Origin of the sequence: Dysgonomonas sp. (assembly GCF_035323175.1) — a bacterium.
GTDB lineage: Bacteria > Bacteroidota > Bacteroidia > Bacteroidales > Dysgonomonadaceae > Dysgonomonas.
The window spans coordinates 1-14102 of sequence record NZ_DAOKYH010000002.1 but is presented as its reverse complement, the minus strand read 5'-3'; the positions used below and the strand labels follow the sequence as shown (position 1 = coordinate 14102).

6 protein-coding genes are annotated in these 14102 nt (G+C 36.2%); 5 read left to right on the top strand and 1 reads right to left on the bottom strand.

Annotated elements, in window-relative coordinates:
* Positions 1 to 1164 (bottom strand): exo-beta-N-acetylmuramidase NamZ family protein, encoded by a 1164-nt coding sequence (locus PKC55_RS03160; RefSeq protein WP_283686521.1) that lies wholly within the window; start codon positions 1162 to 1164, stop codon positions 1 to 3.
* 557 nt (positions 1165 to 1721) lie between these two features.
* Here PKC55_RS03160 and PKC55_RS03155 point away from each other — a divergent pair.
* The 5 genes from PKC55_RS03155 (at position 1722) to PKC55_RS03135 (ending at position 13985) form a co-directional block, all read left to right on the top strand.
* Positions 1722 to 3578 carry a BamB-related PQQ repeat family beta-propellar protein gene (locus tag PKC55_RS03155; RefSeq protein WP_291128350.1) on the top strand — a complete coding sequence of 619 codons (1857 nt, stop codon included), beginning with the start codon at positions 1722 to 1724 and terminating at the stop codon, positions 3576 to 3578.
* Positions 3579 to 3726: 148 nt separating this feature from the next.
* Positions 3727 to 6843 (top strand): SusC/RagA family TonB-linked outer membrane protein, encoded by a 3117-nt coding sequence (locus tag PKC55_RS03150; protein WP_291128351.1) that lies wholly within the window; start codon positions 3727 to 3729, stop codon positions 6841 to 6843.
* 19 nt (positions 6844 to 6862) lie between these two features.
* The gene (locus PKC55_RS03145; protein ID WP_291128354.1) at positions 6863 to 8338 is read left to right on the top strand and encodes a RagB/SusD family nutrient uptake outer membrane protein; all 1476 of its coding nucleotides are present in this window, start codon (positions 6863 to 6865) and stop codon (positions 8336 to 8338) included.
* A gap of 276 nt (positions 8339 to 8614) precedes the next feature.
* On the top strand, positions 8615 to 12124 hold the full coding sequence (locus PKC55_RS03140) for a SusC/RagA family TonB-linked outer membrane protein (RefSeq protein ID WP_291128358.1): 3510 nt from the start codon (positions 8615 to 8617) through the stop codon (positions 12122 to 12124).
* A 13-nt stretch (positions 12125 to 12137) separates the two neighbouring features.
* Complete coding sequence (locus PKC55_RS03135) at positions 12138 to 13985, top strand: RagB/SusD family nutrient uptake outer membrane protein (protein ID WP_291128361.1); 1848 nt, start codon at positions 12138 to 12140, stop codon at positions 13983 to 13985.
* Positions 13986 to 14102 lie beyond the last annotated feature (117 nt).

The window sequence follows — 14102 nt, the reverse complement described above, 5'->3', positions numbered from 1 at the left end:
TTATTCTTCGTATAATAGATAAGGCTTCCGCTGATTCTTGAAATTTTCAACGTCATCTTTCCACATTTCTTTAATCTCTGAGGCCGATTTTCCTTGTTTGATCATATCTCGTACATAACTTACTCCAATGAGTTTTTCAAAAAAAGGAGTAAAGAACTTGTCTCCCATGTTTAAATTTTTATATGCATCTATAATATACGAGAGATCAATTCCTTTCTTGTATATATCTTCGTCGGATATGTTTCTTAAATCTACTCCATAGCATTTTTGATTTAAAAGAGGCGGATTCTTTGCTCCGGGTATGCTTTTGGGTGTAAAAGAGAATGTATATCCTTTCATTTGAGGATGACCGTATACCTGAAATGGATAAGTTGTACCTCGTCCCAAACTCACAGGTGTCCCTTCGAATAAGCATGTTGATGGATACAGATATATTGATTTCATATTCGGTAAATTAGGAGATGGAGCTATAGGCAATTCATAGAGGGTTTTATGGGTGTAATTTTTGCATTTAACCACTGTCAGGTCACAAGCCCGGTTTTCTGTAAGCCAATGTTCACCATTCACCATCAGAGCCAACTCTCCTAAAGTCATTCCATGTACTATGGGTATCGGGAGCCATCCTACGCCTGATTTATATTTCATGTCTAGTATAGGCCCATCTACATAATGTCCATTTGGATTAGGACGATCTAAGACGATAAATTTTTTGTTATATTCTGCACATACATCCATAAGTCTTACCATTGTAATATAATAGGTGTAGAATCGAAGACCAACATCCTGTATGTCGAATAGCATAACATCAAATGAATCCATCGCTTCTTTACTTGGCTTGCGACTGTTGCCGTCATATAAGGATCTTATAGGTATACCTGTTTTTTTGTCCACCGAATTCGAAACATGTTCTCCTGCGTCAGCATCACCTCTAAATCCATGTTCGGGAGAGAAGATAGATGTTACATTAACTTTCTCTTGTACTAATATATCTACTAAGTGTTTATTTCCAACCATGCCTGTATGGTTAGATAATACAGCTATACGCTTATCTTTTAATAATGGTATGTATTCTTCTGTTAATTCCGCAGCAACAATCGGGCTATTCTGTCCGTACATGTTTGCCATAAAAAGCAATAAAAGGGCTATATTCAAAAGTCTTTTCATAGTTTAATCCTTTGATTGTTAATTCTAATTCGAACTCCAAAGATAAGATATTAGAGATTATATAGTTCAGTGGCTTTAATTTTATTAGGATTACACAACAAATATAAGAGGATATCTTTAATTAGGCATCTTTATCATTATAATAAATTGTTAAATTAACAATAATTTAGTGTTATATACAGATATTTGCATTGTTGGCAATGCTGTTATATATTTATTTCTTTAAGTATCTTTGTTTAGTTCTTATTTTTGGTCTGTATTTTCTCTTTTTATAGTTATTTTTAGTATTTGGAGTGGTTTGATGATATTAATATATATTGTTTTCTGCTTATTTGGGTTCGTGTGCTTTTTCTCTTTTATATGTCTAACATATTATCTATTAGGTATATATTTTACTCTTGTGAATATTGTATTGTATAAAATTTATGTATAAAATATAATAAATATTAAAATTAATGAATGACTCAAAAAATGTATCTAAAAACCTTATATATTTGTATAGTTCAAGTCGGGAAGTGATCTTATTTATTCAGCTTATCTATACAAACCTTGTTTATATGAAGAACCTATCTTGCCGTTTACCTCTATTAATATCCTTATTGTTGCTTGCTGGAATAATAAAAGGGCAAAGTTTCAATTTTGCTCTAGTAACAGATACGCATGTAACGAAAGATTCTTTGGCTTATAATGATTTGAAACGTACTGTTGATCAGATCAATAAAACGCCCGATATTAGTTTTGTTTTGGTTACGGGTGATTTAACTGAAGAGGGAGATAGGGCATCTTTAGAAAAGGTAAAAAGTTTGTTGGATCAACTTAGTGTGAAATATTATCCGTTATCGGGCAATCATGAGACTAAATGGAGCGAATCCGGTGCTACTGATTTTGGCCATATTTTCGGCTCAGAACGATTTAAGTTCGAATATAATGGAATTACATTTCTAGGATTTGCTACAGGGCCAATAATTCGGATGATGGATGGGCATGTTGCACCCCAAGATGTAGCATGGTTGAGAAATGAATTTTCATCTGCTAAGCCAGGCACACCTTTTGTTCTTGTAACACACTATCCTTTGCAAGATGGAGATGTCGATAATTGGTATGAAGTAACAGATTTAGCAAGGAAATACAACGTTAAAGTAGTTTTAGGAGGTCATTATCATCGTAACCTATTGTTTTCTTATGATGATATACCCGGTATTTTGAATAGATCTAATTTGCGAGATAAATCGGATGGATTGGGAGGCTATTCCTTATATAGAGTAACACCAGACTCAATATTGGTTTATGAACATAAAATAGGACAAGAGCCTAAAAAATGGGGTGGGTATTCTTTATCTCAAAAATATTACACTGAAGATAATTCTATTTATAAGCGACCATCAGACTCTGTAAATCACATTTATCCTCAAGTAAAAGAAAAATGGATTACAAATATAGGCAACACTATATATTCATCTCCTGTTGTTTATCAGAATAAAGTTTATGTCGGAGATGATTCGGGCATTTTATCTTGTTTGGCTTTGCGAGACGGGAAGGAGATTTGGCGCTTTAAAACAAATAACAGAATTGTTGGAACTCCTGCTGTAAGCAACGATATTGTTGTTTTTGGGTCTGCGGATAAGTATATATATGGAATACATGCAAATACAGGTAAGCAGATATGGAAATATCCGGCAAAAGAAGCTGTTTTAGGAGCCGTTACAATTCAGGATGGAATTGCTTATATTGGTGCTAGTGACCATACGATGAGAGCTATAAATATAAAAGATGGCTCGCTTGTCTGGGAGTACAGTCAGGTTGAAGGGTATATAGAGACTCGTCCTTTAATTTATGAAGACAAGGTTATTTTCGGAGCTTGGGATAACAATATGTACGCTTTGGATAAAAAGACGGGTGGTTTTTTGTGGAAATGGAATGGCGGTTTGACTCGTATGCATTTTTCTCCGGCAGCAGTGTGGCCTGTAGCCGCACATGGTAAGGTGTTTTTTACGGCTCCGGATAGGGTAATGACCGCTGTAGATGCACAAACGGGCAACACAGTTTGGCGCACAAAAGAATCAATGGTTCGTGAGACAATAGGTTTATCCATCGATAAAACCAGACTGTATAGTAAAACAATGCAAGATAGTGTTGTTTGTTATTCAGTATTAAGTGATACACCGAATAAAATATGGTCTGTTAATGCTTTTTATGGATATGATCATGCCCCATCAATGCCAGTGGAAAAGAATAATATTGTATATGGCAGTACCAAGAATGGAATTGTTTTCGCTCTGGATGCGAGAACGGGCAAACTATTATGGAAACATAAAAAAGGGAATTCATTAATAAATACAGTAGTTCCCTTAGGCAATAAAGAATGTCTATTTTCTTCTAGTGAAGGGATTGTTGGTCTTTTGTCTTATCGGTAAATAGAAGAAAATCACAAATTAAATATTTATATAACCTTTTATTAAATGGACGTATGAAAAAAATATAGACCTAAACTAATCTTAAATCTTCTCATGTTTTATACTTATTAGGAAAAAGTATTTTTTAAATTTTAATAAACAAAGCATCATGAATAACTCAAAAACAAACAGAAAAACACTACCAAAGAAAATTCTTTGTTTGTTAGCTATTGGGCTGGTTTGCTCATTTACGGTTGAAGGTCATGCTTCTGATACGAAATCGAATGCATTGATCGAGCAACAACAAGCAAAGGTAACTATTCAAGGGAAAGTTATAGATTCTAAAGGAGAACCACTTATTGGTGTTAGCGTAACCGTGAAAGGAACAATTGATGGAACTCTAACCGATTTAGATGGTGCATATAGTATCACTACTACTACCGATGCCAGCCTAACTTTTACTTATGTAGGTTACAAGTCTCAGACCGTCGTGGTTGGTAATCATAAGTCTATTAATGTGACTATGATTGAAGATGTAACTATGATGGATGAAGTAATTGTCGTTGGATATGGAGTGATGAAGAAAAGTGATGTAACAGGCGCTATATCTTCAGTTAAGTCTGATGCAATTGGTCGCCAGCCTGTGTCTAATGTAGCGCAAGCTTTGCAAGGACAAGCTCCTGGTGTTATCGTTACGTCTAACTCTGGTGCACCCGGCGGTTCTATAAACGTAAGAATCAGGGGTATTGGTACTGTAAATAATTCAGATCCATTATATGTGGTTGATGGAATGCCTGTAAGTAATATTGATTATTTAAGTACTTCAGATATACAATCTATGGAAATACTTAAAGATGCTTCTGCTACAGCTATTTATGGGGCAAGAGGTGCGAATGGTGTTGTATTGATCACTACTAAACAAGGAAAAGCAGGGAATACTACAGTTACTTTAGATGCTTATTATGGAGCAAGTAAAATCAATAATAAGCTGGATTTGTTAAATGGCTCTCAATGGTATGACTTACAAACGGAAATAAATAAAGTGAGAGGCTCTGCACCAATAGACTTAAGTAAAGTGAGTAGGGATACATCTACGGATTGGATGAAGGAAATTACGCGTACGGCTGCCATACAAAGTTATAATCTTGGAATTTCCGGGGGGATGGTAGATGAATATACATATAATTTGGGAGTAGGATATATCGACCAGGAAGGTACAATAAAGAAGACTGATTATCAACGTCTGTCTTTGAGGCAAAATATAGAGAAAACTGTTATAAAGAAAATTCTTTCTGTAGGAACTAATCTTAATATATCACAGTCTAAAACTAATAAAATACTTGAAGGTAGTAATACTGTTGGTATAGTAAACTCTGCCATTAAGTTAGAACCGGTTATTCCTGTACGTGATGCTAATGGTAAATATGGTTATTCACCATATGTAGATTATAATAATCCTGTTGCTGATATTGATTTTACAAACAATAAAAGCAAAATAACTAGTATTGTTGGGAACATATATGCAGATCTGAACTTCTTGAAATACTTTAAATTCAAAACTAGCTTTGGTGTAGATATGAGAAAGACTGATGATTATCAGTTTACTCCTGTATATACAGTCTCGAGCTATCAGAAAAATACTGTGAATATGGTTACTCGCGGATATCTAAAATATGATTACTATGTTTGGGAAAATACTCTAAATTACAATAGAGTCTTTGCTCAGAAGCATACGTTGAATGCACTTGTTGGCTATACTAGAGAATGGGGACGTACAGAGACTTTGGAAGGTAGTAAAAAGAATACTCCAAACGATAACCCAGACCTGCAATATCTCGATGCAGCACAAGATGCATCATCAGCCACGGCTACAGGGATAGCATATGAGTCGGCATTGATCTCATATTTGGGGCGTATTAATTATGATTTTGACGATCGCTACTTGATTACTGCATCTGTGCGTCGAGATGGTTCTTCTCGATTCGGTAGCAAGCATCAATATGGTAACTTCCCTTCTTTTGCTTTAGGTTGGAAGGTATCGAATGAAGATTTCTTTAAAAATTTAAATGCAGATTGGGTCTCTTCATTGAAGTTGAGAGCAGGTTGGGGACGTATAGGAAATCAGAATATTGATAACTATATATATCAGAATTTATTATCTTCTAATATTCAGTATTCATATTTATTTGGTAATGGTTCTGCTCAACAATTATTCCAAGGATTAACAGCCGTAAAAATGGGTAATGCAGATGTGAAATGGGAAACTACAGAATCTACAAATGTGGGATTAGATGCTAACTTTCTTAATGGCAGGTTAAACTTTAGTGGAGAGTATTACTATAAGAAAACCAAAGATATGTTGGTTACAGAGCCTATTCCTAACTATTTAGGTTTTGAAAGTGGACCGGTAACAAACATTGGTAGTGCAGAGAATAAAGGCTTTGAGTTTGATGTTAGTTGGAGAGATCAAATTAGTACAGATTTCAGCTATAATGTAGGCTTTAATATTTCTACTATTAAGAATAAGATGTTGAGTATAGGTAGTGGTTCTCCATTAACCGGAGGTTCCCTTAGAAACGGGAATGCAACAATAACGCGCGTAGGAGATCCTATTGGAGCATTTTATGGATATAAGACAAATGGATTAGTGCAAACGGCTGAGCAGCTTGCTGAGGTTAAGAAGTTGCAACCTAATGCCGAATTAGGAGATGTCGTTTTTGTTAATACTAATGGAGATCAGGCTTTGAGTGATAAGGATAAAGTTATAATAGGAAACCCAATCCCTGATTTTATCTATGCAATAAATCTAGGTTTTGCTTATAAAGGTTTTGACATGAATATGCAATGGGGAGGAACGGTTGGAAATGATATATTTAATGCTATGCGCTACTATACATATGATTTATCCTCTGTAACAAACAAAGACGTGAAGGTATTGAACTATTGGAGAACAGATAATACAAATACATATATCCCTCGATTGGCAGGAAAAGATGTAAATGATAACATGCGTATTTCGGATCGTTATGTAGAAAATGGATCATATTTACGTCTGCGTAACGTTCAGCTGGGATATACATTCCCTGTTTCTTTAACGAAGAAGGCATATATGCAAAAATTAAGAATATATGTAACAGGTCAAAATTTGTTAACATTTACCAGCTATAGTGGAGCAGACCCAGAAGTGGGACAGATAACTTCAACTAACTATTTGAGTCGAGGTGTTGATATTGGTACATATCCTCAGGCAATGACTATAACAGGTGGCGTTAGTATAACATTTTAATTAAGAAAGGAATATAGCAATGAAAACAAACAAAATATTATGTTTATTTATCGGACTTAGTATGTTCCTGATGAATGGTTGCGATGATGCTCTTGACAAAAGTAAATTGGGGAGCCTTACTACAGATAATTTTTTCAATACAGAAGAAGATGCATTTCAGTCTTTAATTGCAGCGTACTCAGATATGAAAGATTATCGTTATACTTGGACTTTGTGGGCTTTTGGAGATGTACTTTCTGATGATGCTACTTATAGTGGTTCGGATGCTGACGTTTCGGGGTATGCCCGCATGGAAGCTTATGATTATCCTGCAGATAATGGACGTATACTGAATAGGTATATGTTATGCTATAGGGCAATAAATAAGGCAAATCAAACTATAGATGGAATCAATAAGATGAATGATGCTCTATTTTCTACTTATAAGAAGAGTGCATTGTTAGGCGAAGCTCTTTTCTTGAGAGGGTACTTTTATCATGAATTGGTAAAATGTTTTGGAGATGTTCCTCTATTAACCAAGACTCCAACGGTTGCAGATAAGGGTAAGCCAAGAACACCTAAAGCAGAAGTATATGCCCAAATAGAAGAAGATTTGAAAGCTGCTGCTGCTTCATTGCCTAGGCGGTCGGAGGTTAATTACAATACTTATGCCGGACGTATTACTCAGGGAGCTGCTTATGCTATGCTTTCAAGAGTTTATTTATATGAAGAAAAATTTGATGAAGCAAAGGCTGCTGCATATGAGGTGATTAAATCTGGAGACTATACTCTTGTTGAGGACTACGGATATCAATTTACTTTAGCTGGAGAACATTGTTCGGAGTCTATATTAGAAATCAATCATTATAATTCTTCAACCCAATCTGGGGCTACAACTAATAATGGTAATTTCCATGTATTAATGATGTTACCATTTGGTGTAACTTATGGCTATGGAATAAATCAACCATATAAGGCTCTTGCTGACGCATTTGACGCAATCGGTGATACTGAAAGAAAAGATGCTACCTTATTAACAGAGGCAGATCTTAAGGCGTGGGAAGCACCTGCTGATTTTGCTAAATTGGAACGTAATAGGACCGGTTATTATAATCAAAAATATTACTTACCTCCAAGTGAGCGTTCTAAAGAAATTAGGAACAATCCTTTGAATATTAAACTTATTCGTTTAGCTGAGGTGTATCTTAATTATGCAGAAGCTTGTACAAGAGGTACAACAAAGGATGAAGGAGAAGCTAAGAAATATTTGAAATTATTACGCGATAGAGTTGGCTTGCCTGCAATTACTTCAACCGGTAATCAGCTTGTCGAGGATATTCTGAAAGAACGACGCCTCGAACTAGCAATGGAAGGCTTTCGTTTTTGGGATGTAATTCGTTTTGGTAAAGCTCCAGAGCTGTTTAGTGGGTTTAAGGCTAATAGAGATGAGATATTACCTATACCTCAAGACGAAATAGATAAAAATAATGGTATTATTACTCAAAATCCAAGATAACGTATTGTTATCGTTATTTCCCTCTGGAATCTAGTTGTTTCATACCTATGGGACTTGAACTTTCAAGTCCCTTGTTCTCTTGTTGATATGAGCAATGACCAGAAGCCAATTGTCTTGTCAGTAAGAAAAAGAAAATTAGAAATTAAATATTTGTATAACCTTTTATTAAATAAACGTATGAAAAAAAAGCTATAAGCCTAAAATTAATCCTTAATCTTCTCATGTTTTATACTTATTAAGAAAAAGTATTTTTAAAATTTTACTAAACAAAGTATTATGAATAACTCAAAAACAAACAGAAAAACACTGTCAAAGAGAATTCTTTGTTTGTTAGCTATTGGGCTAGTTTGCTCATTTTCCATGAGTATTTATGCTTCGGGGACGAAGTTAAATACATTTATGGAGCAACAACAAGCAAAGGTAACTATTCAAGGGAAAGTTATAGATTCTAAAGGAGAACCCCTTATTGGTGTTAGCGTAACTGTGAAAGGAACAACAAACGGAACTCTCACTGATATGGATGGGGGATATAGTATTTCCACTACAGCTAATGCTACACTGACTTTTACATATGTGGGTTATAAACCACAATCAATAGTTGTAGGGAATCAGAAAGTCATTGATGTAACAATGCAAGAAGATTCTCAAATAATGAGCGAAGTTGTAGTGGTAGGTTATGGAGTGCAGAAAAAAGAAAACTTAACAGGTGCTGTATCTTCTGTAGATATAGGGAAAACCTTGGAGAATCGTCCGATAGCTGATGTTGGACGTGGTTTGCAAGGTTCTGTTCCAGGCTTGTCTATTGTTATACCTAGTGGAGAAGTAGGTTCTGATCCCATTTTTAGAATACGTGGGCAAATAGGATCTATTCAAAGTTCAACCAAATCTGATCCACTGATTTTGTTAGACAACGTTGAAATTCCAAGTTTGACACTTGTTAACCCCGACGACATAGAAACAATAAGTGTATTAAAAGATGCTGCAGCATCTTCTATATATGGAGCCAAAGCTGCATTTGGTGTAATATTGATTACTACAAAGAAAGGAGCTAAAACGGATAAAGTAAGCGTTCAGTATTCTGGTAACTTTGCTTGGTCTAAAGTTACTAAAGATGTTGATATGGCAACTCTTGACGGACTTGAATATTCAATTTCGGCAATGGACAGAGTTGGCACAAGCCTTAGTGGAGCCTTTTGGAAACTGAATAAAGCAAGTTATGAGCGATCTAAAGAGTGGTATTCAAAATACGGAAATTTGGGAGTAAATGATCCGATGGTATATGGCCGTGACTGGTACGTAGATGGAACAAATAATATGGGAGTACGCCTGTACAATGCTTATGACTATATGGTTGAAGAATGGACACCTACGCAAACGCATAACTTATCGGTAAATGGACAATCAGGAAAAGTAGGTTATAACATCGGTCTGGGATATTTTAACCAAAGCGGCTTGATGAAAGCGGCAAAAAAGGATAACTATGAACGCTACAATGCTAGTGCAAAATTAAGTACAGAGATCAATAAATATGTGACTTTGAGAAGTGGATTTATGTTTTCTCAAGGAACAAAATATTATCCGTATATGACAAACTCTGTGACTGCAGACCCATGGCTGTACATATATCGTTGGGGACCTCTACAACCATTTGGTATGGATGAAAATGGAAACATTATCCGGAGCCCTGCATCAGAAGCGGCACAAGCTAATACAGCAAGCAGACAGACAAATTATTTGAATGTAAATATTGGAGCAACTGTCAATTTTACAAAAGACTGGAATCTGGAATTCGACTATACTTATGCAAATCGTGAATTCTTATGGGATAGACCCGGAACACGTTATACAGCTGCAGATTCATGGTCAGCAGCAGTGCCTAGAATGGATGCAAATGGAAATCGTATTTATGTAGATCAGGATGGAAATGTTGTTGCTGCCGGAGATACTGGTGCAATGCCAGCTTATAGTTTACCGTTGAATACTTATACAGGTAAAGGTGCCAATCCTGATCATTTCCGCAGAGATTCGGAAAATGAGCAACAACATACTTTTAATGCTTATACAACATATAATCTGAATTTGGCCAGTATTCATACATTTAAATTTATGACAGGTTTGAATGCTGTGAAATCGAAAAGAAAACAATATTGGGCTCAGAAAACAGAATTGTTGGATTATAAAAACCCGCAGTTCGATTTGGCTACAGGAGCTACTCCTACGGTGGGTGGTGGAACATGGTGGGAATCGCAAGTTGGCTTTTTCGGCCGTGTGAATTATGATTTTCACCAGAAATATCTATTGGAAGCTAATTTACGTTATGATGGTTCTTCAAAATTTCCAACAGAACTTAAATGGCGTTGGTTCCCTTCTTTTTCTGCAGGTTGGCGTACAAGTGAGGAATCTTTTATGGCATGGGCTAAACCTACTTTAAGTTCCTTAAAATTCAGAGGATCATGGGGCTCAATAGGGGATCAGACTGTTGCATCAAGTCTTTATACGCAGACGCTTTCAGGTTTCACTTCTTCTTGGCTTGATGGTACTACTAAGTTCCCTTATTTTAGAACACCAGCACCTGTAGACAGAAATATTACATGGCAAAATATAGAAACGCTTGACTTTGGTGTAGACGTTGTCCTCTTTAATGAATTAAGTGCTACCTTCGACTGGTATCAACGTAATACACGAAATATGATTGTCCCTGGTGTTACATTACCTAATACTTTTGGTGCAATGCCTCCAGATGGTAATTATGGCGAATTAAGAACAAGAGGTTGGGAGTTTTCACTTGATTATAACCATCGATTTGCCAATGGGTTGAGTATAAGCGGAATGTTTACATTGTCTGATGCTCAGACATATATAACAGATTACACAGAAGGAGCGATCAAAGGTACTTCTGCTACCTTATGGTGGGCTGGAAAACGTTATGGAGATATTTGGGGATATAAAGTAGATCGTCTTTATCAGAAAGATGATTTCGAGTATGATTCTTCCGGTAATTTGATTGTTATTTCAGTGCCTTTAGATCCCAATAATCCAAATTCACCTACTAAGCAGATGTATAAACTGAAAGGGGATAACCCTGTATACCAGCCATTTGTTCAGACAACAGCTGACTTTAAATTTGGCCCAGGGGATGTAAAATATAAAGATTTGGATGGAGATGGTAGAATCACCAATGGTAGTAATACGGCGGATGATCCTGGAGATTTAACTGTAATAGGAAATACGACACCTCGCTTCAATTACGGATTCCGAGTAGGTGCCGATTATAAAGGATTCGATATGCAATTGTTTTTCCAGGGAGTAGGTAAACGTAGTATATGGGGGGATGGAGCATTGGCTATACCGGGATACAATACTTCGGATGGAGCTATGGCTCAGGCAATAGCCGGAGATTTCTGGCGCGAAGATCGTACAAATGCTTTTTATCCTCGTCCATATAATGTAGCAGCAGTAGCCGGTGGATCTACAGCCGTAAATAATACCCATGTATCAGATCGATATCTTCTGAATATGTCTTATTTAAGACTCAAGAATGTAACCCTTGGATATAGCTTGCCTCCTGCTCTTACACGCAAGGCATATATAACTAAGGCTCGTATATACCTGTCTATGGAAAATATATATACTTGGGATAAATTAAATGGCCTACCTGTCGATCCTGAAGTGATGAATGGAATCTCTATGTGGGATACTACGAATAATAACTATAACTCAGGGCGTACTGGTGTTGGCGCGCCGATGTTTAAGAATGTTTCATTTGGTGTTCAATTAACTTTTTAAAAATTAAGCAATAATGAAGAATATCAATCTAATAAAGAAAACTATTCTTGTGTTCGGATTAGTCTCTGCTACTCTCTTTCAGGGCTGTTCCGATTATTTGAATCGTTCGCAATTGAATAGTATAGATGATGATAAATATTGGGTACAGGAAAATAATGTGCGTTTATATGCTAATGAATTTTATACACAATTCTTTGTTGGCTATAATTCTTCCTGGACGTTAGATTATTCTCTCTTCAAGGGATATATGTTCAGTGATGATGTTGTTTCTAAAAATGTACAATCGTTGTTTGAAGTCAGTGTGCCTGCTACAAGGGGTAGTAACAGTATTATTAGTCCGCCGGCTTGGCTGACCCAGTACGCTGGTCCTACTTGGTATTTCGGGTGGATACGTAAGTCTAATTTAATGATAGACCGTATCGAAACTCGTATGCAGAATGTTCTTACACCTGAAGCCTATAACCATTGGATGGCTGTGGCACGTTTTTTTAAAGCGCTTGATTATTGTCGTTTAGTAAGCGTATTTGGTGATGTCCCTTATTTTGAGAAAGATTTCTCTACTACAGATAAAGATATCATGTACAAAGACCGGACGCCTCGTAATGAAGTAATGGATAACGTATATAATGAGTTCAAGTATGTATTGCAAAATATTCGTACTAATGATGGAGCTCAAACTCTGAATAGAGATGTTGCGGCTGCTTTTATCTCAAGATGGATGCTATTTGAAGGTACTTGGCAGAAATATCATAATGCAGATCAGACAAGAGCGAAAAAATTTCTTGATTTTGCAGTAGAAGCTTCCGAGTTACTTATGACTGGTAAGTATGCGATAGATACTGACATGCATACCCTTTTCGGGTCTGAAAATCTCTCAGGTAATAAAGAATGTATTATGTACAGGCATTATGACGCATCAGTGAGTATAACACATTGTGTGGCTTCTTATAATTGCAATTATGAGGCACAAGATCAGTCTGCAAACCTAGATGTAGTGAAAGCTTTTATCTGTAATGATGGAAAGGTTTGGCAAAATTCTTCAGTAGCTGCTGCTGCTAAATTTGATCTTGAAAATCTTATGAAAACACGGGATCCTCGCTTTGAGTCTTCATTTTCGAATAAATTAAATTCAAAAGCTGCAGCATTGCTTTTTACAAATAAATTTGTGGATAGGACAGGCCCTACGCTTTCACTTCCGCTTCCACCCAAGTATACAAGCAATACTAATACAAATGATGCCCCGGTTATACGTTATGGAGAAATCCTTCTAAACTGGATAGAAGCGAAAGCAGAGCTTGCTACAATAGGAGGTACTGCTGTTACACAGCAAGATATAAACCGGTCTATAAATGTTTTGCGTGATCGTCCTTTAGATGCTGAAGCGATTAGTAAAGGCATTGTAAAAACTCCACATATGAATTTGGGCGCATTACCTGTTGATCCGGCTCGTGACCAAGATGTTCCCGCTCTGATATGGGAGATTCGTCGTGAGCGTCGCATGGAGTTATTTATGGAACCATCTCGTTTGTTGGATTTGAAAAGATGGAAAAAGATAAATTACATGAAAGGTTCTGTGAAATCAGATATACTAAAAGGCATTTGGGTGGATATTCCTAAAGAAATACCAGAATTGGTTGCAGCTACAAAGAAAAACATCACACAGGTAATGAAGGAAGATGGAACTATTGTTAAATTCAATGGAAGTAATGCTGCTGATATGGTAGGGTATTACTTACCTGATGGTGTGAAAGATAGAGATAATTTTACCGATAGGGTTTATTTGTCTCCAGTTAGTCAGGATCAGATTAACTTGTACTCTAGTCAGGGATATAAATTGACTCAAACCAAGGGGTGGGAATAACAAATATTATGATATAAATGAAGCATTGTTACCATATTCTTCATATTATTGAATAGACTTTTTATATAGAAGGAGACATCCTGGGATGCCAAGTTGTCTCCTTCTTTTATCTTAATC

What these genes read in the sequence shown, in the direction of transcription:
- PKC55_RS03160 (WP_283686521.1), bottom strand. Translation starts at nt 1,164, where the DNA reads ATGAAAAGACTTTTGAATATAGCCCTTTTATTGCTTTTTATGGCAAAC.
- PKC55_RS03155 (WP_291128350.1), top strand. Translation starts at nt 1,722, where the DNA reads ATGAAGAACCTATCTTGCCGTTTACCTCTATTAATATCCTTATTGTTG.
- PKC55_RS03150 (WP_291128351.1), top strand. Translation starts at nt 3,727, where the DNA reads ATGAATAACTCAAAAACAAACAGAAAAACACTACCAAAGAAAATTCTT.
- PKC55_RS03145 (WP_291128354.1), top strand. Translation starts at nt 6,863, where the DNA reads ATGAAAACAAACAAAATATTATGTTTATTTATCGGACTTAGTATGTTC.
- PKC55_RS03140 (WP_291128358.1), top strand. Translation starts at nt 8,615, where the DNA reads ATGAATAACTCAAAAACAAACAGAAAAACACTGTCAAAGAGAATTCTT.
- PKC55_RS03135 (WP_291128361.1), top strand. Translation starts at nt 12,138, where the DNA reads ATGAAGAATATCAATCTAATAAAGAAAACTATTCTTGTGTTCGGATTA.